21 protein-coding genes and 1 pseudogene are annotated in these 20,619 nt (G+C 61.5%); 13 read left to right on the plus strand and 9 right to left on the minus strand.

The annotated features are described in order from the left end of the window. A complete protein-coding gene (gene moaD / locus QQK16_RS18645; protein ID WP_284197998.1) occupies positions 1 to 258 on the plus strand; it encodes a molybdopterin converting factor subunit 1 in 258 nt (85 codons plus the stop codon). Between the two features lie 112 nt (positions 259 to 370). Here moaD and QQK16_RS18650 read toward each other — a convergent pair whose 3' ends face one another. Next, positions 371 to 754, minus strand: a complete 384-nt coding sequence (locus QQK16_RS18650; RefSeq protein WP_284197999.1) for a SirB2 family protein — start codon at positions 752 to 754, stop codon at positions 371 to 373. Between the two features lie 104 nt (positions 755 to 858). On the opposite strand from QQK16_RS18650, the gene QQK16_RS18655 reads away from it, so the two are divergent. Together QQK16_RS18655 and QQK16_RS18660 are read left to right on the plus strand one after the other, a co-directional pair. After that, complete coding sequence (locus QQK16_RS18655) at positions 859 to 2,796, plus strand: type IV pili methyl-accepting chemotaxis transducer N-terminal domain-containing protein (protein WP_284198000.1); 1,938 nt, start codon at positions 859 to 861, stop codon at positions 2,794 to 2,796. Between the two features lie 21 nt (positions 2,797 to 2,817). Further along, the gene (locus QQK16_RS18660) at positions 2,818 to 3,483 is read left to right on the plus strand and encodes a response regulator (RefSeq protein WP_284198001.1); all 666 of its coding nucleotides are present in this window, start codon (positions 2,818 to 2,820) and stop codon (positions 3,481 to 3,483) included. A gap of 67 nt (positions 3,484 to 3,550) precedes the next feature. Here QQK16_RS18660 and QQK16_RS18665 read toward each other — a convergent pair whose 3' ends face one another. Continuing rightward, positions 3,551 to 4,156 carry a YitT family protein gene (locus QQK16_RS18665; RefSeq protein ID WP_284198002.1) on the minus strand — a complete coding sequence of 202 codons (606 nt, stop codon included), beginning with the start codon at positions 4,154 to 4,156 and terminating at the stop codon, positions 3,551 to 3,553. 227 nt (positions 4,157 to 4,383) lie between these two features. Here QQK16_RS18665 and QQK16_RS18670 point away from each other — a divergent pair, with 227 nt between their 5' ends. The 10 genes from QQK16_RS18670 (at position 4,384) to QQK16_RS18715 (ending at position 12,064) form a co-directional block, all read left to right on the plus strand. Next, positions 4,384 to 4,824 carry a hemerythrin domain-containing protein gene (locus tag QQK16_RS18670; RefSeq protein WP_284198003.1) on the plus strand — a complete coding sequence of 147 codons (441 nt, stop codon included), beginning with the start codon at positions 4,384 to 4,386 and terminating at the stop codon, positions 4,822 to 4,824. Next, complete coding sequence (locus QQK16_RS18675; protein ID WP_284198004.1) at positions 4,821 to 6,077, plus strand: hypothetical protein; 1,257 nt, start codon at positions 4,821 to 4,823, stop codon at positions 6,075 to 6,077. Before QQK16_RS18670 ends, QQK16_RS18675 begins: the two co-directional genes overlap by 4 nt. A 45-nt stretch (positions 6,078 to 6,122) precedes the next feature. Continuing rightward, positions 6,123 to 7,139, plus strand: coding sequence for a ubiquinone anaerobic biosynthesis protein UbiU (gene ubiU / locus QQK16_RS18680; RefSeq protein WP_284198005.1), 1,017 nt, complete (start codon positions 6,123 to 6,125; stop codon positions 7,137 to 7,139). Next, positions 7,130 to 8,023: a U32 family peptidase gene (locus QQK16_RS18685; RefSeq protein WP_308447076.1), complete on the plus strand. Its 894-nt coding sequence runs from the start codon at positions 7,130 to 7,132 to the stop codon at positions 8,021 to 8,023. Before ubiU ends, QQK16_RS18685 begins: the two co-directional genes overlap by 10 nt. Next, a complete protein-coding gene (gene ubiT / locus QQK16_RS18690; RefSeq protein ID WP_284198006.1) occupies positions 8,023 to 8,448 on the plus strand; it encodes a ubiquinone anaerobic biosynthesis accessory factor UbiT in 426 nt (141 codons plus the stop codon). Before QQK16_RS18685 ends, ubiT begins: the two co-directional genes overlap by 1 nt. Positions 8,449 to 8,459: 11 nt before the next feature. After that, positions 8,460 to 8,894 (plus strand): putative zinc-binding protein, encoded by a 435-nt coding sequence (locus QQK16_RS18695; protein WP_284198007.1) that lies wholly within the window; start codon positions 8,460 to 8,462, stop codon positions 8,892 to 8,894. Positions 8,895 to 9,016: 122 nt separating this feature from the next. After that, the gene (locus tag QQK16_RS18700; RefSeq protein WP_284198008.1) at positions 9,017 to 9,559 is read left to right on the plus strand and encodes an iron transporter; all 543 of its coding nucleotides are present in this window, start codon (positions 9,017 to 9,019) and stop codon (positions 9,557 to 9,559) included. Between the two features lie 5 nt (positions 9,560 to 9,564). Then, positions 9,565 to 9,906 (plus strand): cupredoxin domain-containing protein, encoded by a 342-nt coding sequence (locus QQK16_RS18705; RefSeq protein ID WP_284198152.1) that lies wholly within the window; start codon positions 9,565 to 9,567, stop codon positions 9,904 to 9,906. Between the two features lie 6 nt (positions 9,907 to 9,912). Then, entirely contained in the window at positions 9,913 to 10,710 is a 798-nt protein-coding gene (locus QQK16_RS18710; protein ID WP_284198009.1) for an FTR1 family iron permease, read from the plus strand. Beyond that, positions 10,700 to 12,064: a 4Fe-4S binding protein gene (locus tag QQK16_RS18715; RefSeq protein WP_284198010.1), complete on the plus strand. Its 1,365-nt coding sequence runs from the start codon at positions 10,700 to 10,702 to the stop codon at positions 12,062 to 12,064. The genes QQK16_RS18710 and QQK16_RS18715 overlap by 11 nt, the downstream gene beginning before the upstream one ends. 28 nt (positions 12,065 to 12,092) lie before the next feature. Here QQK16_RS18715 and QQK16_RS18720 read toward each other — a convergent pair whose 3' ends face one another. The 7 genes and pseudogenes from QQK16_RS18720 to QQK16_RS18750 form a co-directional block, all read right to left on the minus strand. Then, positions 12,093 to 13,478 (minus strand): FAD-binding oxidoreductase, encoded by a 1,386-nt coding sequence (locus QQK16_RS18720; RefSeq protein WP_284198011.1) that lies wholly within the window; start codon positions 13,476 to 13,478, stop codon positions 12,093 to 12,095. A gap of 208 nt (positions 13,479 to 13,686) precedes the next feature. Next, positions 13,687 to 15,021: an aldehyde dehydrogenase family protein gene (locus QQK16_RS18725; RefSeq protein ID WP_284198012.1), complete on the minus strand. Its 1,335-nt coding sequence runs from the start codon at positions 15,019 to 15,021 to the stop codon at positions 13,687 to 13,689. A gap of 12 nt (positions 15,022 to 15,033) precedes the next feature. Beyond that, complete coding sequence (locus QQK16_RS18730) at positions 15,034 to 15,348, minus strand: DUF2249 domain-containing protein (RefSeq protein ID WP_308447077.1); 315 nt, start codon at positions 15,346 to 15,348, stop codon at positions 15,034 to 15,036. An 85-nt stretch (positions 15,349 to 15,433) separates the two neighbouring features. Further along, positions 15,434 to 16,600 (minus strand): NAD(P)H-dependent flavin oxidoreductase, encoded by a 1,167-nt coding sequence (locus QQK16_RS18735; RefSeq protein ID WP_308447082.1) that lies wholly within the window; start codon positions 16,598 to 16,600, stop codon positions 15,434 to 15,436. A gap of 161 nt (positions 16,601 to 16,761) precedes the next feature. Beyond that, the gene (locus QQK16_RS18740) at positions 16,762 to 17,439 is read right to left on the minus strand and encodes a Crp/Fnr family transcriptional regulator (protein WP_284198015.1); all 678 of its coding nucleotides are present in this window, start codon (positions 17,437 to 17,439) and stop codon (positions 16,762 to 16,764) included. A 104-nt stretch (positions 17,440 to 17,543) separates the two neighbouring features. After that, positions 17,544 to 18,296 carry an anaerobic ribonucleoside-triphosphate reductase activating protein gene (locus QQK16_RS18745; protein WP_284198016.1) on the minus strand — a complete coding sequence of 251 codons (753 nt, stop codon included), beginning with the start codon at positions 18,294 to 18,296 and terminating at the stop codon, positions 17,544 to 17,546. Next, a pseudogene (locus QQK16_RS18750) lies at positions 18,259 to 20,442 on the minus strand (ribonucleoside triphosphate reductase). Before QQK16_RS18750 ends, QQK16_RS18745 begins: the two are co-directional and overlap by 38 nt. Positions 20,443 to 20,619: the final 177 nt, after the last annotated feature.

The raw sequence follows: 20,619 nt of genomic DNA on the forward strand, positions 1-20,619 counted from the left end.
ATGACCATACAACTACTGTACTTTGCCCGTTTGCGCGAGGTATTGGGCTGCGATGGCGAGCGCCTTGCAGTGCCGGCTACGTCATGGGATGTGGCTGGCCTGCTGGCGCACCTACGCAGCCGTGGCGGCGCCTGGGCGGTCGAGCTGGCGGTCAATAAAGTGTTCCGGGTGGCTGTCAACCAGGAGCTTGCCGGGCAGGATACACACATACCCCCCGGCGCCGAAGTGGCGATTTTTCCGCCAGTGACGGGTGGGTGAATGGCCTGCATATTCATGCGGCCGAGCACAGCGGGCCGCGACGAGGCCAAAGGACTTTGAACAGACTCTAGGGCATCGCCACCCACCAGTGGCTTGAGTTCACGGCAGGTTCTTAGGCTAGCCCCAGCCACGGGCTACGGGTGCGGGCAACGGCCAGGATATATGCCACACAGGCCAGCGCTGCCAGCAGCCAGCACGCCCTGCGATTTGTACTCAACTCAGGCCGCAGCGCCAGCTTGCCGGTGGCGATGTAAGCCAGCAGGGCGATCACTTTGGCCGTCAGCCAGTGTTGCTGGAACGGGTACTGGCCGCTCAGCCAGGCCAGACTGATGGCGGCCGACAGCAACACGGTATCATTGACATGGGGCAGCCAGCGCAACGTAGGTACCTGCCGCCAATTGCGCCCGGCCAGGGCCAGGCCGCCGCGCAGCATGAACAGGCCCACGCTAAGGAAGGCCGCCGTAATATGGAGATGGCGCAGGGTAAGGTAGCTCATGGTGCCCTGATATACATTGTCTTGGGATGGTCAGTCTGCCCGGGGCAGACTGGGAAACAGAATAGCGCAGGGCAGCTCAGCGTGCCTTGAACGGGATCAAGTCGATGAACAGACCGGATGCACAGATAGCCGACTCGGTAGATCAGCCCGCCCTGCGGGACAGGTTGTCGACGCGTATCGTGGCCAGTGCCCTGTTGGCGCTGCTGGTGGTGCTGAGCATGATAGGCTGGACCTTGTGGCTTTCCTGGCAGCTTGAGGGGGCGGGGGCGGCGATCAATGATGCCGGCAGTTTGCGCATGCGTGCCAACCGGGTAGGTATCGAGCTGTTGCAGGCCAGCGCAGCCAGGCCGGCACAATGGCATGCCGAATTGCAGGCCCAGCGCGATACGCTCTCCCGCCTGCAGCGGGGAGTGCCGTCCCGTCCGCTATTTCTGCCGAATGACGCGGCAATCCGCGCGCAAATGCAACTGGTGGAACGTACCTGGATGACTCAGTTGCAGCCTGCGGCAGAGTCCACCCTGCAAGGTCGCGACCACACGGCCTATTTGCGCGCCTTGCCCGTATTCGTGCAAGAGGCCGACCACCTGGTGCAAATGATAGAAACCGACAATGCCGGCAAGACCACACTGCTGCGCATGTCGCAGGCCGTCTTGCTGGGCATTGCCTGCGTTGGCACGCTGACATTGATTTATCTGCTGTACCTTTGGATCATCTCGCCGGTGCTGCATCTGCAAGAGGGCCTGCGCCGCATGACGGCGCGGGAGTTTGGGGTAAGGCTGCCGGTGGAAAGCCGAGACGAGTTTGGCGTGCTGGCCTATGGCTTCAACCGCATGGCAGATGAGCTGGAAGGCCTGTACCGCGAACTGGAAGACCGGGTGCAGCAAAAGACGGCACAGTTGGCCAACCAGAATCGCGAACTTGGCGCGCTCTATGATATGGCCGCCTTCCTGAACCAGCCTACAGACATCGACACGCTTTGCCATGGATTTCTGCAGCGGGTAATGCAGCAGTTCAATGCCGACGGCGGCAGCATCCGCGTGATCGACCCCCTGGGTGAGAAACTGCACCTAGTGGTCTCCATAGGCCTGTCTGAGTCGCTTGAAGAAACCGAGCACTGCATGAAGGTGGATGCCTGCTTTTGTGGCGAAGCCACCAAGCAGGGTGTGGTGGTGATACGCGACTTCCGCAAGCTGCCCCAGCCGGAAGCCTTTCATTGCGCCAAGGAGGGTTTTCAGGGCCTGGCCGTGTTCAGGGTGGTGACCCGTGACGAGGTGCTGGGCTCCTTCTCGCTGCATTTTCGCAGCACCCATGAGGTGCCGGCTGCCGAGGCGCAATTGCTGGAGACCTTGGGGCAGCATCTAGGGGTGGCGCTAGATAATCGCCGTCTCAGCGCCAAGGCCCGCCAGCTGGCGGTGGCGGAGGAGCGCAATCTGGTCGCCCAGGGCCTGCACGACAGTATTGCGCAGGGCCTGAACTTCCTGAATCTGCAGTTGCAGATGCTGGACTCGGCACTAGGCCGGGAAGACCTCAAGGAAGTACGCGAAATTGTACCTTTGTTAAGGACAGGCGTTGATGAGAGCTATCAGGACGTGCGCGAGCTGCTGCTGAACTTTCGCAGCAAGCTGGGGCAGGGGGCCTTGCTGGCTGCCGTGGAAGACACCATTGCCCGCTTCCGCAGGCAGACTGGCATGGCAGTGTTGTTGCAGGTGGACGAGTTGGAGGGCGCCCCCTTGCCGCCGGAACAGCAGTTGCAGGTACTGTTCATCCTGCAGGAGGCGCTGTCGAATATACGCAAGCACGCGCAGGCCAGCCAGGCGACGGTCGAAATCAACAACCGGCGGGATTTCGAGATGGTGATACGCGACAATGGGCGTGGCTACGAGCCCGCCGAGGTTGCGGAGCGTGGCGAGCGCCATGTCGGTCTGCATATCATGCAAGAGCGCGCCAAGCGGCTGAATGCCTCCTTGGTATTGGATGCTCGCCCTGGGGCAGGGGTCAGCGTCAAACTGGTTCTGCCGCAGACTGCCCGCCAGGCAGCCTGATTTCATACACTTGGATAGACCATGACCATTCGTATTTTGCTGGTAGATGACCACAGCTTGTTTCGTTCTGGCGTACGCCAGCTCTTGCAGCGTGAAGCCGATCTGGACGTGGTTGCCGAAGCCGCAGACGGCATAGAAGGCATCAAGCGTGCCAAGGAATTCCACCCCGATGTAATCTTGCTTGACCTGAACATGCCGGGGCTGTCCGGGCTGGAGACACTGCAGTTGCTGGTGCAGGATGTGCCGACGGCAGCCATCATCATTCTGACTGTGTCGGAAGAGGCCGATGAGTTAGGTCAGGCATTGCGTGATGGTGCGCGGGGGTATCTGATCAAGAATATCGAGGCAGAAGCACTGACGACAGCCATACGCAAGGCACATCGTGGCGAGCCGGTCATCGCCGACAGCATGACCGCCAAGCTGGTGGCGCAATTTCGGGCGCAGTCTGCGCCGGTGGCAAACAGTCAGCCGGCCGAGCGGGATAAGCTGACAACCAGGGAGCGTGAGATAGTCCAGTGCCTGGCGCGTGGCGAAAGCAACAAGCAGATCGCCCGCCACCTTGATGTGGCCGAAAGTACGGTCAAGATCCATGTGCAGAACATACTGAAGAAGCTCAACCTGACCAGCCGGGTGCAGGTGGCGGTATATGCGGTGGAGCATGGAATCAGCGACATGGCGGCGCCTTGAGGGGCGTTGGCAATAATCTCGATTTCTGTTCCCTTGCGTGCCCGGCCGGCAGACCTTTAGCCAGCACCTACATGCCGATGTAGCGCCCAGGACGGTGATTAATCGCAATCACCATATTCATGGCCATGGCGCCCAGAATCGACAGCAATACCTCGGCCGCCGGCAATGCCAGCAGGGCGCCCAGCAATATCAGGCAGTCGGCCGCCATCTGCAGCTTGCCGGCCCGCCAGCCATGGCGCTCCTGCAGGTAAAGTGCCAGCACCCCCAGTCCACCAAGGCTGGCCCGGTGCCGTATCAGCATCAACAGTCCCGTACCTGCCAACAAGCCAGCCAGCACCGCCGAAAAGGCGGTGTTCAAGTGATCTAGATGTATCAGGCTGGGCAGCCATTCGCTGTAGAACGAAAGTAGGCTGACGGCGGCAAAGGTCTTGAGGGTAAATACCCACCCCAGGGCTCGCCAGGCGAACAGATAAAAGGGCAGATTGAGCGCAAAGAACACCAGGCCGAAGGGCTGGCCGCTCAAGTAGTGGCCCAGGAATGCCAGCCCGGCCGTACCGCCCGTCAACAGGCCGGATTGGCGCAGCAGCAATACCGACAAGGCCACCAACAGGGTGCCTATCAGCAGGGCTTGTGCATCCTCAAGTAGGGAGTGGCGTTCAACTGGGTCAGTCATGTTTCAGTGGTGCTTGGGTTGTGCGGTGCAAAGACTTTGAACTGGCTCTTGGCGCCTGTTGAGAACTGCATTATGGCCCTCTCGTCCGGCACGCTCGTGGGGAGTACGCAGACCCTTGATGGAGATCAAGCAGGCCCGCCCCAAAGCCCACTTGCTTGCCCAAAGTCAAGGCGGCAGGTGCCGTGGCCGCCTAGCATGGGCAACACTCTCCTATCGGTGCTGCCGCCATGTCTGATGCCATTACCCGCCTGATCTATCAACATCACGAATGCGACGACCTGCTTGCCAGGCTGGAGGCCGCCGTGCAGCAGCGCGACCTATGTACCGGGCAGCGCTATTTTCACGAGGCCGAGCAGGCCATGCTGGCGCATTTCGAGCTGGAGGAAACCATACTGTTTCCGGCCTTTGAATTAGCCACCGGCCTGCTGCATGGGCCCACCGAGGTCATGCGCGACGAGCACTACGCCATGCGGGATCTACTGGAGAACTGCCGCAGCCTGCTGCTGGCAGAGGACTATGCGGCCCTGCAAGCTGAGCTCGACACCCTGTTCATCTTTATCCAGCAGCACAATGCCAAGGAAGAAGGGGTGCTCTACCCCATGTGTCGCGCACATATAGGGGATCTGGGCGCGCTGCTGGCGCATACCCACGCCAGTTGTACGACATGAATGCCCCCAGGAACCTTGCCTTCCATCTGGCGCCATCACCCGGCGTGATTTTTGGCTGCTTGCTGCCGGCACCCTGGCTTGGCATGGTGGCGGGGCTGCTGTTGGCACTGGGGCCGGTCGAGGGTTTGCCGCACCGTTTTGCACCACTTAGCTTGAGCCTGGTGCATGTGCTGGCCCTGGGCATGCTATTGCCGGTAATGCTGGGGGCCTTGTTCCAGCTTTTCCCTGTCCTGGCTGGCGTGCCGGTGCCGGCCACCCGCTGGCTGGCACCCTGGGTAGCACCTTGCTGCGTGGGCACGGTGGGCGGCCTGGTCTGGGGGTTTCTGGGTAGCAATCCAACGGGTTTTATCCTGGGTGGCACTATTGCAACCATCGGTGTGGGCAGTGTGGTGATCGCACTTGTTGTGGCTGGCTGGCAAGTCATCCCCACCAATGCCAGCACACGCGTGTTGCGCTGGATAGCCTGGGCCTTGCTGGTAACCGTGCTGCTGGGTGCGGCACTGGCTGGGGTGCTGGCCTATGGCTGGGGCCTGCCCCTGCGGTCAGTGCTGGATCTGCATGTGGCTTGGGGAGCAGGCGGTTGGCTGGCGGTTTTGCTGGCAGGAGTCGCGGCTACCGTGCTGCCCATGTTCTGGCAAACCCCCAAACTGGACGCGCGCCTGTCCCGCTTGCTACCTGGGCTGATCTGGCTGCCGCTGGCGCTAGGCTTGCTGGAGCTGGCAGGCCTGCCGGCTCCCTGGCGCCCGCTGTGCTGGCTGGCCTTATGCCTACTGGCCAGCCTGCTGCTTTATGCGGCCCTTAAAGCCAAGCGCAAGCACGATGTTGCCTGGCCACTATGGGGTATCGCCGCTTTATCCTGGTGGTTGGCCGCCGTTTTGGGCTTGCTGGAAGGGATGTTGCCAGCGGATTGGCCGATAGCATGGTGGCTAGGGGTATTGATACTGGTGGGCGGGGCGGTGCTACCCATCAATGCCATGCTGGGCAAGATCATTCCCTTTCTTGTGTGGCTGCATCTCCGTCGGCAACTGCCTGCCCATGTACGGGTACCTGCCATGCAGACGCTGCTGCCACCTGCCTTGCAGTGGATACAGGTGATGCTGGTTCTGTTTGCCTGGCTATGCCTGCTGATGCTGCCCATCGCCCCAGCCAGGCTTGCCCTGCCAGCCGGCCTGTTGTTTGCCGCATCACAGGCCAGCCTTGGGGGGCTACTGCTCTACGTATTGTCCCGCTATCTGCAACTGGCAAAGACTTGACATGCGTTAAGGCGCAGCTTACCTGCGCTGCCTAGACTTGGCCGCATGAACAATCTACCTCCCCCCATGGAACTGGTGGCGCCGGCCGGTAGCCTGGCTGCGCTGAAAGCAGCACTGGAGGCTGGTGCAGACGCGGTCTACCTCGGCCTCAAGAATGCCACCAATGCCCGCAATTTTGCCGGCCTGAACTTCAGCGAAACAGATATCTGCACGGGTGTCGAGCATGCCCATGCGCTAGGGCGCAAGGTGCTGTTTGCCATCAATACTTTCCCCCAGCCTGGCCGGACGCAGGAATGGCGCAACGCCGTGGACGCGGCGCACGATCTGGGTGCCGATGCCGTGATATTGGCCGACCCGGGGCTGATGGTGTATGCCCACGAGCGTTACCCGCGCATGCGCTTGCATCTGTCGGTACAGGGTTCGGCTACCCACGCAGATGCGATTGAGCTGATGCGCGAGCAGTTCAATATCCAGCGGGTGGTACTGCCTAGGGTACTCACGCTGCAGGAAATCGAGCGGGTGACACGCCAGACCCAGGTAGAAATCGAGGTATTCGGCTTTGGCAGCCTATGCGTGATGGCCGAGGGCCGTTGCCTGCTATCGAGTTTTGCCACCGGCGATTCACCCAACAACAAGGGCGTTTGCTCGCCGGCCCATGCCGTGCGCTGGAGCGAAATCGGCGGCCAGCTCGATGCCCGCCTGAATGGCATCCTGATTGATCGCTATGCCCCTGGCGAACCGGCTGCCTATCCGACCCTGTGCAAGGGCCGTTTTGAGGTTGAAGGCCGGTTTGACCATGCGCTGGAAGAGCCCACCAGTCTCAATGCGCTCGGCCTGCTGCCGCGCCTGGCAGCCATGGGGGTCAAGGCCATCAAGGTTGAGGGACGCCAACGCAGTCCGGCTTATGTGGCCCAGGTCATCGCCACGCTGCGGGCCGCCATCAATGCCGCCAACCTGGCACCCGCCCGCTATGTGGTCAGGCCAGACTGGCAGGCCAGCCTGTCGCGGCATGCAGAAGGATCGCAAACTACCCAAGGGGCATTCGACCGACCATGGAAATGATATCCAGTCAGATTTCGTTGGGCCCCTTGCTCTATTACTGGCCCAGGCAGACCACGCTCGACTTCTATGAACAGGTTGGGCGTAGCCCGGTAGATATTGTCTACCTCGGTGAAACTGTCTGCAGCCGGCGGCACGAATTGCGCGCAGCCGACTGGTTGGCGCTGGCAGGCGAGCTGCGTGCTGCGGGCAAGGCTGTCATCCTCTCCTCTCCCACCCTGGTGGAAACCAGCACCGAGGTCGCTCAGATCAAGCGCCTGGTCAACCAGGCGGAATTCATGATCGAGGTCGGCGAGGTCGGTGCCATACGCAGCCTTGCCGGACGCCCCTTCGTGGCTGGCCCGCACCTCAATGCCTACCATGGTGCCACCCTGGCTTGGCTGGCTGGGCAAGGCGCCAAGCGCTTCGTCGCCCCGCTGGAACTGAGCCAGGCCGATCTGCGAACCCTGCTGACAGAACGCCCTGCAGGGTTGCAGGCCGAGGTCATGGTCTGGGGCAGGATGCCGCTGGCTTTTTCTGCACGTTGTTTTACTGCCCGGCATTTTCATCTGCGCAAGGACGAATGTGGCTTTCGCTGCATCGACTATCCCGATGGCCTGGCACTACGCACCCAGGAAGCAGGTGACTTCCTGGCAATCAACGGTATCCAGACCCAGTCGGCACAGTGTCTGGATCTGCTGGAGCAAGCTGGTGAGCTGCACGGTATGGGGGTCGAGGTGTTGCGTGTCAGCCCACAATCCAGGGGCACTCTGGATGCTGTCGCTGCCCTGCATCAGTGGCGGCAAGGCAGGGCAGCACTGCCCATACCGCTACCCGCCGGCATGCGCCGTTGCAACGGTTACTGGCATGGCAAGGCCGGCATCGATTGGCTGGGGCAGGAGGCCTAATGCTCAAGCTACCCAAACCACCGGCCCTGTTGGCCTCGCTGGGCCGGCGCTTACCCCCCGCATTTTTGTCACTGCACTTTACTGCAGGCCTGCTGGTGGCACGCCATCTCAACTGGCTGCTTCCCCCCGCCGAACTGGAAGGCAAGCGTTTCGCCATCGAGGTGACAGATCTGGGCCTGCGCTGTCTGTTCTGCTGCCGTCATGGCAGTTTCAGGCCGAGTTGGGATGCCCAGGCGGATCTGGAACTCAGCGCAAGCGCGGCCGATTTCTTCAGCCTGCTGCAGGGCGAGATGGATGCCGACACCTTGTTCTTTCAGCGCCGCCTGAAGATCAGCGGCGATACCGAGCTGGGCTTGATGGTCAAGAACTGGCTGGATGCGACTGAGCGACCTGCCTGGCTGCGCCACCGTTACCTCTCTGATTGAAGGAGTCTGCCATGAATCCACGTACCCGCCCCTTGGTATATGCCTGTTCAGGTTGTTCCAGCGTGGCCCAGCTTGCCAATGATCTGGCCATCGCGCTGGATAGGCAAGGTGAGGCTGAGATGTCCTGCATCAGCGGAGTAGGGGGAGGGGTGCCGGTGCTGGTCAAGCTGGCGCGCAGCGGTCGCCCTGTCCTGGCGCTCGATGGTTGTGCACTCGCCTGTGTCAGTGCCTGCCTGAGCAATGTCGGCGTCACGCCTGATACCCATCTGGTACTCAATCAGATGGGGGCGAAGAAGCGCTTGCATACCGACTGCCAGGAGGAAGAGCGGCAGGTGGTGTGGCTGGCGGTGAGCGGCGCAGCGCGCTCGCTGCGGGAGCAGGCGGCTGAGACCATGGGGCCGGATGCGACCAGCGACACGGCTATGCAAGCGGGTAGGGCGGGCTGATTCGCCTGGCAGGCGGCCTTATTTGGCGCCGCCTGCTGTTTTCTTGATGTAGGACAAGGCCGGCACTGTTTTGTCTATACACAATGTTGATAACGATTATTAATACCATTAAAGGAAAACCAATGTCCTTACGCACCACCTCCTTGCTCGCACTCTCCCTGTTACTGGCGCAAGGCAGCGCCATGGCGCTGGAATACCCTATAGGCAAACCGCAGATGCATAGCGGTCTCGAAGTGGCCGCCGTGTACCTGCAGCCTGTGCAGATGGAGCCTGCCGGCATGATGCGGGCGGCAGCGGCGTCTGATATTCACCTGGAGGCCGACATACGCGCCTTGGCCAATAACGCCAATGGCTTTCCTGAGGGAGGCTGGGTGCCTGGGCTGCAGGTGCAGTACCAGCTAAGCAAGGCGGACGGTAAGCCGGTTGCCCAGGGCGACATGCACCCCATGGTGGCTAGCGACGGGCCGCATTATGGCGACAATGTCAAATTGGCGGGGCCGGGTAAATACATGCTCACTCTGCGCATATTGCCACCGAGTGGTGGTGGCCACGCCCATTTTGGGCGCCATGTGGATAAGGAAACCGGTGTGGCTGCCTGGTTTGCCCCCATCACACTGAAGTACCCATTTGTGTATGCAGGCATAGGCAAGAAGGGGGGCTATTGAGCGCTATGACAGGCAAGGCAGCAACCCATCTCGCAACGGCGCTGGTACTGCTATTGACCGCCAGCACCAGTATCGCAGGTGAGCTGATCACCCACACCATTACAGCTGAACATGGCCGGCTCAGCCCGGCGGTGCTCACTGTGCCGGCAGGCCAACGCATCAAGCTGGTACTGCGCAATGCCGGGCAAAGCCCGATCGAGTTCGAGAACCTGCGACTGCGGGTGGAGAAAGTGCTGGCGCCGGGCGCAAGCTCCTTTGTGGTGCTCAACCCGCTCAGGCCTGGCGAGTATCAGTTCATCGATGAATTTCACCCTGACACCGGACGCCTTGTCCTCACCGCCCACTAATGCCCCATGACGCAAGCCCTGTTCATACTCTGGCGTGAATCCGCCGAAGCCCTGCTGGTCATCGGCATACTGCACGCCTGGCTGCGCCAGGGGGTGGATGCCACGCACAAATTGCGCTGGCTCTGGGCCGGCGTTGCTGCCGGCACGCTCATGGCGCTGGCCTTTGCGGCGGCATTGCTGGGTTTGTTCAGCGCCCTGCCAGAAGGCGCCATAGAGCAGATGCAATTGGCCATGATGCTGCTGGCCAGCGGCTTGATCGTGCATATGGTGGGGTGGATGCGGCAGCAGGGCGGGCAGATGAAGCATGCCTTGCAACAGGATGTGGCAAAGCGTGCCGGCCCAGGCATTGCCTTGCTGGCGGCATTGGCCATCGCCCGGGAGGGTACCGAGACGGTGGTGTTCCTGTACGGCCTGGGGCTGGGACAACAAAGCGCCGGCCAGCTAGGCCTGACCGCCTTGCTGGCTGTGGTGTTGGCCATGCTGACCTACTGGCTGCTGCAACAGGGCGGCCGCTGGCTGCATTGGCGGCATTTCTTCCGGTTGAGCGAAACCTTGTTGCTACTGCTGGGCGGCGCGCTCTTGCTGGCGGCTGCCGAGAAAATGACCATGCTGGGCTGGCTACCTACCTTGGTGGACGAGCTCTGGGACAGCAGTTGGCTACTGGATGACGCCAGCCGTGCCGGCAATCTGCTGGCCAGTTTCACCGGCTACCGGGCGCACCCGGCATTGAGTCCGTTGCTGGCCCTCTTGGGTTATTGGGGTCTGGTATGGGCCTGGCTGGGGCGAGGCAGGCATGCCCGCTGATGCCACCCTGTTTCGCCTGGGTCTCTGGTTGCGCGCCCATCGCCGTTTCATACAGGCGGGCCAGTGGGGCATCGTGCTTGTCTACGCGGTGCTGCTGATCGTGCCGGCCATGCTGCCACTACCGGCGGCTGAGTCGCAGTTGTTCAGCAGCATGGCAGGGATTGCCCAGTTCGTTTTCTGGGGTGTTTGGTGGCCTGGGGTCATTGTCTCCGTCCTGCTGCTGGGTCGCAGCTGGTGTGGCTTGTTCTGCCCCGAGGGCATGCTGACTGAATGGGCCAGTGGCCACGGTCGAGGCCGGCGTATTCCTGCTTGGCTGAAATGGCCAGGCTGGCCGCTGGTGGGCTTTGTCGCCACTACCGTCTATGGCCAGTTGATCAGCGTGTATCAATACCCGCAGCCTGCGCTGCTGATTTTGGGCGGGTCCACCCTTGCCGCCATGCTGGTCGGTTATCTCTATGGCCGCAACAAGCGGGTATGGTGTCGTTACCTGTGCCCTGTCAGCGGCGTGTTCGGCCTGCTGGCGCGATTGGCGCCCTTGCATTACGCGGTAGATCGGCAGGCCTGGGAGTCCCGCACTACACGCAAGACCATTCCCATCAATTGCGCCCCCTTGATCGACATACGCCGCATGGAGGGGGCTAGCCTGTGCCACCAATGCGGCCGCTGCGCCGGCCAGCGTGATGCCGTACAACTGGCCTGTCGGCCATTTAACCGCGAGATATCCCGCTTGCGACCCGATCAGGCGCAGCCCTGGGAGGTGCTACTGCTGCTGTACGGCATGATAGGGGTAGCCATCGGTGCCTTTCAGTGGAGCGCCAGCAGCACCTTTGTCATGGCCAAACAGGCCGTGGCGGGCTGGCTGATCGAGCATGAAGCCGGCCTGTTCCTGCTGGATGACGATGTGCCCTGGTGGCTGCTGACGCATTATCCCAGCCTAAACGACAGTTTTTGCTGGCTGGATGGCGCCATGATAGTTGGCTATATCGCGCTGGTCGGCAGCCTGCTGGGGAGCTGGCTCTGGTTCTGGCTGGGTGTGTCAGCACGGGCGCTGCAACCAGATTGGCGCAGCAGACGCCTGCAACTGGCCTATTGCCTCACGCCGCTGGCAGGCACGGGCTTAATCCTGGGGCTATCAGCCACCAGCTTGTCACTGCTGCGTGGCATGGGGCTGATGCTGCCATGGAAGGGCGTGGCACAACTGGCATTGCTGGGTCTGGGCTTGCTGTGGAGCCTGCGCTTGTTCTGGTTGCAAGCTGCTGGCGCAGGGCAAGTGCGCCGTGGGTACGCCATGCTGCTGGTCATGCCTGCATGGGTGGCCATCGTGCTGTGCTGGTGGCAGTTCCTGCAATCCTGATAGGTGAGGCAGGGCCTGCCGCCAGGCGCTAGAACAATACGCCGGGATTGAACAGACCAGTCGGGTCCAGCATGGCCTTGACCTGGCGCATCAGTGCCCGTTCAACCGGGTCGTGGTGCGCATCGGCGGCAGCAATACGCAGCCGGCCTATGCCGTGTTCGGCGCTGATATCCCCACCATAGTGCGCAACCAGGTCAAATAGCAGGCCATTGGCTTCCGCCTCGATCTGGCCTGTCTCTGCCTCTGGCAGCAGGCCCAGGTTGTAGTGCAGGTTGCCATCACCCACATGGCCAAACACCACCGGGCGCACCTGTGGTAGCCACTGCTTCAGCAGGCTGGCGGCCTCGGCAATAAAGGCGGGTATCGCGCTGATGGGCAATGCCAGATCATGCTTGATCGACGGACCCTGGCGGGTCTGCGCCGCCGGTATATGCTCACGCAGCGCCCAGAGCGCCTTGGCCTGGCTGCCGTCTTGGGCCAGTACGGCATTCTCGCCTCCGCTGGCAAGCAGCAGCTCCATCAGGCGCTCGGCCAGTACGCCATCGCTCTCGCTGCCACTCAGCGCAATCAGCACGGAGTACGGTGGTGGGGCGGCAAACGGCTGTTGCAGGGTTGGGAAATGCCTGGCCATCAGTATCATGGCCTCGCTGTCCATCATCTCAAAGGCCGTCAGCACCTCACCAACGGCCGCCTTGGTCTGATCGAACAGGGCCAGAACCTGCTCGGCATGGTCCAGCGCCACCATGGCGACCGCCTGGCCACGCTCTTGCGGAAATAACCTGAGCGTTGCCGCCGTCACAAAGCCCAGTGTGCCTTCGGCGCCGATAAACAGCTGTTTCAGATCATAACCAGCATTCCGCTTACGCAATGGATGCAGACCACGGAAAATCTGTCCGTCCGGCAACACGGCCTCTATGCCGAGTACCAACTCGCGGGTATTGCCATAGCGCTGTACCTGCAAGCCGCCGGCATTGGTGCCGATCAGCCCGCCCAGGCAGGCGCTACCCGACGAGCCCAGCCAGAGCGGGAAGAGCCGAGCTTCGGTCTGGGCTGCATCGCGAATATCGTCCAGCACACAGCCGGCCTCTGCCGTCAGGGTGTAACCGCATGGGTCTATCTGGCGTATCCGTTTCAGACGATCGCACCCCAACAGCAGACTGGTTTCGCTCATGGGTGTGGCGCCACCGACCAGGCTGGTATTCCCACCTTGTGGAACGATGGATACCCCGTGCGCCCAACATCGGGTGATGATCATGGCGGCTTCTTCGACACTGCTGGGCAAGGCCATGCCCAATGTCTGCCCGCGCAGGCGCTTGCGCGCATCGAGCAGGCGAGGCGCCAACCGGTCCGCATTCAGTACCAGATTGGCCGGTGGCAGCAGGCTTGCCAGCTCGACCAGCAAGGGATGGTTCATGGCGATATCTCAATACTCAATAGAATAGTCATGTCAGCGAGGCGCCCCCACGCAGTATGCAAGGTGGATTTCCATCGTGGCGGTGAGAGCTGGGGGGCGAATAAATCAGGGGCGTGTTTGCTGTTTCAGGTTGCACAGACGTCCGGCCCCAGCGTGTCACTGGCGCCTGCCTCGTCTCTCCCCTGCATGCTGCAAGTCCATAGCAGGCTCACATCCAGCCTACAGGACGGGTAAACGTCAGCAAACCGTCGCGACCCAGCGTACTGCCGTAGCCCGATGCCTCGCTGCCACTAAATGGTAGCTCAAACCGGCTGCTGGGACGGCGGTTGAAGCAAACCATGCCAGCCTTCAGCTGGCCTGCCAGATATTGTGCGCGAGGCGCATCGGCACTCCAGATGCTGGCCGCCAGTTGCTGTCGTGCGGCATTGGCCAGCTGCACCGCTACGGTAGCCGATTCCACTACGCTGATCGCGGCAACCGGGCCAAACAGCTCCTCGTCAAACGCCGGCATGCCGGGCCTGGTATCGGCAAGCACGGTGGCAGGATAATAATAACCACGCCCACTCGCTGCCTGCCCGCCTAACAGGCAGCGAGCGCCGTTTGCCAGGCTGGCATCGACCTGCAGGCCCAGCTTGTGGCGTAAGTCAGCACGCGCCAAGGGGGCCAGTGCGGCCCCGCAGCGATACGACGCCATGGCCTCGACCAGGGCGGACGTAAAGGCAGCAGCCACTGCTTGCTGGACGATGAAGCGCTTGGCTGCCGTGCAGGCTTGCCCGGCATTCACACAGCGGCTTTCGGCTGCGGCGCCGGCTGCGGCGTCTATATCGGCATCATCCAGCACGATAAAGGCATTGTTGCCGCCCAGCTCCAGCACGGCGGGCTTGAGATGGTGGCCCGCCAGGGCGCCAAGCTGCCGCCCGGTGTTTTCGCTTCCGGTACACACCAGCATGGCCACGGTTGGGCTGGCCAGTGCCGCATGGGTACCCAGTTCATCCACCCACAGGCATTGCATTAGGCCGGCTGGCAGCACGTCACGGCATAGTGTCTCAACCAGCGCGCTGGTCTGTGCGACATTGCAGGCCGGCTTGATCAGCACGGCATTGCCAGCAGCCAGGGCGGCGGCCAACGGGCGCAGCATCTGCCACACCGGGTAGTTCCAGGGAGTCACTGCCAGTACCACACCCAGTGGTCTGCGCAGTATCTGGCCGGTGTCGTTGTGCTCGTTTGCCAGCCACACTGCTGCCTGTTGTGCCATAAAGCGGCACCACTTGGCAGCGCGCAGAACTTCATCCTCGGCCTCCAGCAGACCTTTGCCCATCTCCCGGCTGATACTGCACGCCAGCGAGGGTAGGGCGCGTTCCAATGCCTCAGCCAAGGCCAGCAATCGTTCACTGCGCTGTGTGGCGTCGGTATGCATCCAGCGCCGGCTGGCTGCCGTGGCGAGCGCAAGTGCATCCTGCAGCTGGCCCATGGACCAATGCGGGCGTTCGCCAAAAATCTCGCCAGTGCGCGGGTCGCACGAGACAAAGTGGTGTGTTGTCATGGGCACAGCCCACTACGACCCACTGCAGCCGCAACCGCCACCATTACTGCCACAGCCACCTTCCGAGCGTTGCTGCTCGGCCGGATGAACCGAAAAGTCGATGACGACATGAGCTGCATCGTGATCGACATATTGCACACGTACCTGATCCCGGTAGCGTTGGCCTATTTGCTGTAGCAAGGGCAGGGGATCGTGGTCGTTGACGAAGCGCATGGTCTCGCCTTCGCGCAAGGCTTCCAGTGCACCAAAGATGGCGGCGTGGCGGAAGCGCTTGGCGACGCCACGTGCGTCGAATAGAAAAGTCTGCTCGCAGACGATACCGGACATGATGGTCTCCATCGAGTGGTTAGGATGCGCTGATGGTAATAAGCGGCGCTGGCCGCCGCCTTGAGCAAGGACAAGCAAACCGTATTCAGGCCGGCTGGCCGATGGCAGCCGGATAGCGCCCATGCAGCAGGTAGTCGATCAACTCGCTGACCGGTCGGATGGCCTGCCCAAAGGGCAGCTTGCTGGTTCCTCGGAAAAACAGGCCCTTGTCGACCTCGCCACGCACCGCAGCCGCTAGCTTGAGGTCGATGCAGAACTGGCCTATGCGGCTGATGCCGTCACGCAAGCCACATTGGCTCAGGCAATCCATGCGCTGGGTACAGCGACGTGCATCGGCGCGGGCGCTTGCTTGCAGGCTGGCTTCGCGGCGCAGATACTGCTTGAGCCAGGGTGTGGCCACGGCCCTGGCGGGCAGGCCCGCAACGCTGACAAATTCCACCAGCTCAGCCGGATCGGCATCAGCTAGTGTCTGCTTGAAGTTCAGATGGGCATCGCCTTCCTCGCTCACGGCAAAGGCCGTGCCCAGCTGTACCGCATCGGCACCACTCGACAGCCAGCGCCGTACCTTCTCGTGGCTATCCACGCCACCTGCCACAATCAGCCTGGGAGCATCCTTGCCCAGTGCCAGGGATTGAAACAGGGCATGGCATTCAGCCAGCACCCGCTCGAAATCAAAGCGCTCGTCGCGCAGCTCGGCCAGCTTTGCCGCGCCCAGGTGGCCACCGGCGTATCCAGGGTGTTCTATCACCACTGCATCAGCCCGCCGGCCTTTCTTCAGCCATTTTTTCAGCACGATACCCACGCCACGGGCGTCCGACAGGATGGGGATCAAGGCTACCTTGGGATAGTCGGCAGTCATTTCGGGCAGGTCCAGCGGCAAGCCGGCGCCCATCACGATTGCATCGGCGCCGCTTTCACAAGCCTGCCTGACCAAAGCCGGATGCTCGCGTACAGCCTTCATGACATTGACTGCAATGGCGCCCTTGCCTTGGGCCAGCCTGCGTGCCGCCTGTATCTCGCGGTCCAGTGCAGTCAGGTTGGCCTGATCAATAAGCGCGTGATCGCGGCAGCGATGGGTAGCCGCCAATAGATCGGGATGGTGATGACGTAGATCCACGCTGGCTATGGTGCCCAGCGCATTCTGCGCCGCCACGGCACCAGCCAGTCGATGAGCAGAGATGCCCACGCCCATGCCGCCTTGCACTATGGGTAGCAGTTCGCGGCCTGCCAGCTTGAATGAGTTGAACCACATCATTGATTGCCCCGGTTGAGTAGTGGCGCCAGCCTAAGCTGCGCGCGCACCTGCCGCCTTGAGCTTGATCAAGTGGATAGGGTGGTTTAATCGAATAAGTCGTTACCAATCAATCGCTTGCTTTTTCTTGTGGCGCAATAATGGCCTGCTTGGGCGGACCATCAACGCCCGTAGAGCTGCGCTTCCATCCCCGGCACATCCAGGATATGCACATCCCGCCCATCGACGGCGATATAGCCCTTGCTGTTGAGTTGGTGCAGCAGGCGTGACAGGGTCTCGGGGGTGAGCCCCAGCTTGGAGGCAATCACATTCTTGTTGAATGGGAACTGCACATGCTCCCCTTCGCGCGGCTGCTTGAGCAAGTAGCTGATGACCCGCTGCGAAGCGTTCTGCAGGTTGACGGTTTCTATATCCTGCACCAGCGCATGCAGGCGTAGCGACAGGCCGGCCAGCATGCGCCGGGCAAAGGAGGGGTCTCGGTCTATGGCAGCATAGATGTCCTGCTTGTCTATCCACAGCAGCAGCGTGTCCTCCAGCGCCTGCGCCTGCACCATATAGGGCTTGTCCAGAAACATCACCGCCTCGCCAAAGGCTTGGCCAGGGCTGAAGAATTCAATGACCTTCTCCTGACCATTGGCTGACGGTATGGCCAGCTTGATCCCGCCCACGGCAACCACATACAGCCCGCTGGCTGCATCGCCGCGATGAAACACGAAGCCATGCTTGGCGACCCGTACTTCCTGGCTGGCCTGGGCCATCAGCACCAGTTGGGTCTTGTCCAGGCTACGAAACAGGGGCAGATGCGCCAGCAGGGCTTCGATGTCGAGTTTGATGGCCATGATGTACCTGTTCAAGCAGGTGAGAATGCCCCCATGCTAAGCCCGCCGGGTATCCGTCGGAATCCGCCAGAAGAGCTAGTCTGATTGGGCAGGGTCGCCACCCGTCAGCGGTATTCGAAGCAGCGGAACCAGCTCTGCAGTTGCTGTCTGGCAGCCGTACTCAGCCAGGCAGTCGGCGCAATATCGGGTTTGACGCGGTAGTTCTGCACGGCATACTGCACCACGCCACGCGCTGCCAGATCCTGCGCCAGGGCCAGCAGCTCGGCCTCACTCAGCCAAGCCGGGCTCCAGGTGGTGCGGCACTCGAAGGGGACGCCCGACTCCAGCATCAACTCAAGGCTGGCGGCCGCCGGCGCGTGGCTGCGCTCACGCCCGGTCAGCGCATCATGGCCCTTGGCGTGGGTCTTGATATCCAGCCCCACCCAGTTCAGCTCAGGCAGTATCTCAGCCAGCCGGTTCGGGTAAATACCTGCCGTGTGCAACGCCACCTTGAAACCCATGGTTCTGACTGCCGCGATCATCTGCGGCAGCATACGTTCCGATAGCGGCTCGCCCCCTGAAAACACCACGGCATCCAGCAAGTCGCGGCGAGTTTCCAGCCAGTTGCAGAGTGCCGGCCAGTGATATTGGGCACGACGGCTCTGTAGGTGCGGGTTATGGCAATAGCCACATCGCCAGGGACAGCCGCCGATAAATACCACGGCACTGAGATGCCCCGGCCAATCCACACTGGAGAAGGGCACCAGCCCCGCCACGGCGGGCTCCTCCGGGCCGACCAGGGCCGGCCCGGGAGCCACCTGATGAAACAGGCCGATGGCCCTATCCAGGCTGTTGTTCGGTGAAGAAGCGGCGTTCATGGAACTCCCCTTGCTTGCCGGTATTGAACGAGCTGACCGGACGGTGATAGCCCATTACACGGGTCCAGACTTCGCAACGGGTACGCTGTTGTTCGTCCAGGGTGGTTTGAGTGCGTTCTGCGACTGCGTTGTTCATGTGTTCTCCTTGGGTGATGGATCAGGTACAACAGGCTTCTGTGCGTGCCAGCAGGGCTGCATCGCACTTGGGGCAAAACTCATGATGGCCGCTGAGGTAGCCATGCTTGGGGCAGATGGAAAAGGTTGGGGTGACCGTCACATAGGGCAGGCGGAACTGCCCCAGAGATCGCTGCACCAGGCGCTTGCAAGCCTCTGCGCTCGATACCGCCTCGTTCATGTAGAGATGCAGGACCGTGCCGCCGGTGTAGCGGCTTTGCAGGGCCTCCTGCATGGCCAGTGCGGTAAACGGATCGTCGGTATAGCCGACCGGAAGTTGGCTTGAGTTGGTGTAGTACGGCTGCTCCGCCGTACCCGCCTGCAGTATCTGCGGCCAGCGCTTCCTATCCTCTCGTGCAAAGCGGTAGGTGGTGCCCTCGGCCGGCGTGGCCTCCAGGTTGTACAGATGGCCCGTTTCTTCCTGAAACTCTGTCATGCGGCTGCGTACATGGTCCAGCAATTGCAGCGCCATGCCATGGCCCTGCGGCGAAGTGATGTCGTAAGCATCCTGGCTGAAGTTACGGATCATCTCATTGATGCCATTCACCCCCAGTGTGCTGAAATGATTGCGCAGGGTGCCCAGATAACGCTTGGTGTAGGGATACAGACCCTGGTCTATATAGCGCTGCACCACCTTGCGCTTTACCTCCAGCACATCGCGGCCCAGTTCCAGTAGCCTGTCCAGCGCCAGCAGCAGGCCACGTTCGTCGCCAGCATGCATATAACCCAATCGAGCGCAGTTGACGGTGACCACGCCGACCGATCCCGTCTGCTCGGCCGAGCCGAACAGGCCGTTGCCGCGCTTCAATAGCTCCCGCAGATCCAGCTGCAGGCGGCAGCACATGGATCGCACCATGTGCGGCTCCAGGTCCGAGTTCAGGAAGTTCTGGAAGTAGGGCAGGCCGTACTTGGCCGTCATCTCGAACAACAAGGCGGTATTGGGGTGGTCCCAATCGAAATCCGGGGTGATGTTGTAGGTGGGTATGGGGAAGGTAAACGCACGTCCCTTGGCATCCCCGGCCATCATCACCTCGATGTAGGCCCGATTGATCATGTCCATTTCGGCCTGCAGATCGCCGTAGCTGAACGGCATTTCCTCACCGCCTACATACGGTATCTGCTCGCGCAGGTCGGCCGGGCAGGTCCAGTCGAAAGTCAGGTTGGTAAACGGTGTCTGGGTGCCCCAGCGACTGGGGACGTTGAGGTTGTAGACCAGCTCCTGCATGGCCTGCTTCACCTCGCTGTAGCGCATAGCGTCGCGGCGGATAAAGGGCGCCATATAGGTATCGAAGCTGGAGAAGGCCTGCGCCCCCGCCCATTCGTTTTGCAGCGTACCCAGAAAATTGACAATCTGGCCTATGGCGGCCGACATATGCTTGGGTGGTGTGGCCTCTACTTTGCCGGGTACGCCATTGAAACCTTCGGTAAGCAGCTGCCGCAAAGACCAGCCTGCGCAGTAGCCGCTCAGCATATCGAGATCGTGTATGTGCAAATCCCCTTCGCGGTGGGCGCGGCCCGCCTCGGGGCTATAGACATGGTTAAGCCAGTAGTTGGCCGTCACCTTGCCGGCAACATTGAGTATCAGCCCACCCAGGCTATAGCCCTGGTTGGCATTGGCATTGACCCGCCAGTCGCGCTGATCCAGATACTCCTCCATGGCGCTTTCAACATCCACCAGGGTATGTTGCAAGGAGCGCAGGCGGGCATGCTGTTCGCGGTAGACTATATAGGCACGGGCAGTGCGCCAGCAGCCAGACGCCACCAGCGCCTCTTCTACCGTATTCTGTATGGTCTCGATGGAAGGGCAGGGCTGCCCAGCCAGATTCTGACAGACATGCCGGCAAAGCAGATCTGCCACCGACTTGTCGAACTCGCCGGTTGCCTGCCCCGCCGCCGCAATGGCAGCGGCAATCTTGCGCTCATCGAACTCAACAAGCCGGCCATCACGCTTCATTACCTGCAGGATCGACATAAACACTCCATCTAGTAGTCATGCAGCCAGTTTGGCACTAGATATTGTGTTTTTGCAGGGTGTTGCCGGGCTTATTTGAAAAGCTTGACCAGGATCAAGACCCCGGCCCGTCAGCCAAAAAAACCGGCCCCATAGGGCCGGCAAGAAGTAGCGCCGTGGACGCAGCGCAGCTACGGA

Source organism: Chitinimonas prasina, assembly GCF_030160395.1.
In the GTDB taxonomy this organism is placed as follows: Bacteria; Pseudomonadota; Gammaproteobacteria; order Burkholderiales; family Chitinimonadaceae; genus Chitinimonas; species Chitinimonas prasina.

Bases quoted from the DNA above. Each gene is read 5' to 3' on its own strand.
- moaD (WP_284197998.1), top strand. From the start codon at position 1: ATGACCATACAACTACTGTACTTTGCCCGTTTGCGCGAGGTATTGGGC.
- QQK16_RS18735 (WP_308447082.1), bottom strand. From the start codon at position 16,600: ATGTGGTTCAACTCATTCAAGCTGGCAGGCCGCGAACTGCTACCCATA.
- QQK16_RS18730 (WP_308447077.1), bottom strand. From the start codon at position 15,348: ATGTCCGGTATCGTCTGCGAGCAGACTTTTCTATTCGACGCACGTGGC.
- QQK16_RS18675 (WP_284198004.1), top strand. From the start codon at position 4,821: ATGAATGCCCCCAGGAACCTTGCCTTCCATCTGGCGCCATCACCCGGC.
- ubiU (WP_284198005.1), top strand. From the start codon at position 6,123: ATGAACAATCTACCTCCCCCCATGGAACTGGTGGCGCCGGCCGGTAGC.
- QQK16_RS18695 (WP_284198007.1), top strand. From the start codon at position 8,460: ATGAATCCACGTACCCGCCCCTTGGTATATGCCTGTTCAGGTTGTTCC.
- QQK16_RS18685 (WP_308447076.1), top strand. From the start codon at position 7,130: ATGGAAATGATATCCAGTCAGATTTCGTTGGGCCCCTTGCTCTATTAC.
- QQK16_RS18665 (WP_284198002.1), bottom strand. From the start codon at position 4,156: ATGACTGACCCAGTTGAACGCCACTCCCTACTTGAGGATGCACAAGCC.
- QQK16_RS18705 (WP_284198152.1), top strand. From the start codon at position 9,565: ATGACAGGCAAGGCAGCAACCCATCTCGCAACGGCGCTGGTACTGCTA.
- QQK16_RS18670 (WP_284198003.1), top strand. From the start codon at position 4,384: ATGTCTGATGCCATTACCCGCCTGATCTATCAACATCACGAATGCGAC.
- QQK16_RS18740 (WP_284198015.1), bottom strand. From the start codon at position 17,439: ATGGCCATCAAACTCGACATCGAAGCCCTGCTGGCGCATCTGCCCCTG.
- QQK16_RS18725 (WP_284198012.1), bottom strand. From the start codon at position 15,021: ATGACAACACACCACTTTGTCTCGTGCGACCCGCGCACTGGCGAGATT.
- QQK16_RS18650 (WP_284197999.1), bottom strand. From the start codon at position 754: ATGAGCTACCTTACCCTGCGCCATCTCCATATTACGGCGGCCTTCCTT.
- QQK16_RS18660 (WP_284198001.1), top strand. From the start codon at position 2,818: ATGACCATTCGTATTTTGCTGGTAGATGACCACAGCTTGTTTCGTTCT.
- QQK16_RS18715 (WP_284198010.1), top strand. From the start codon at position 10,700: ATGCCCGCTGATGCCACCCTGTTTCGCCTGGGTCTCTGGTTGCGCGCC.
- ubiT (WP_284198006.1), top strand. From the start codon at position 8,023: ATGCTCAAGCTACCCAAACCACCGGCCCTGTTGGCCTCGCTGGGCCGG.
- QQK16_RS18720 (WP_284198011.1), bottom strand. From the start codon at position 13,478: ATGAACCATCCCTTGCTGGTCGAGCTGGCAAGCCTGCTGCCACCGGCC.
- QQK16_RS18745 (WP_284198016.1), bottom strand. From the start codon at position 18,296: ATGAACGCCGCTTCTTCACCGAACAACAGCCTGGATAGGGCCATCGGC.
- QQK16_RS18655 (WP_284198000.1), top strand. From the start codon at position 859: ATGAACAGACCGGATGCACAGATAGCCGACTCGGTAGATCAGCCCGCC.
- QQK16_RS18710 (WP_284198009.1), top strand. From the start codon at position 9,913: ATGACGCAAGCCCTGTTCATACTCTGGCGTGAATCCGCCGAAGCCCTG.
- QQK16_RS18700 (WP_284198008.1), top strand. From the start codon at position 9,017: ATGTCCTTACGCACCACCTCCTTGCTCGCACTCTCCCTGTTACTGGCG.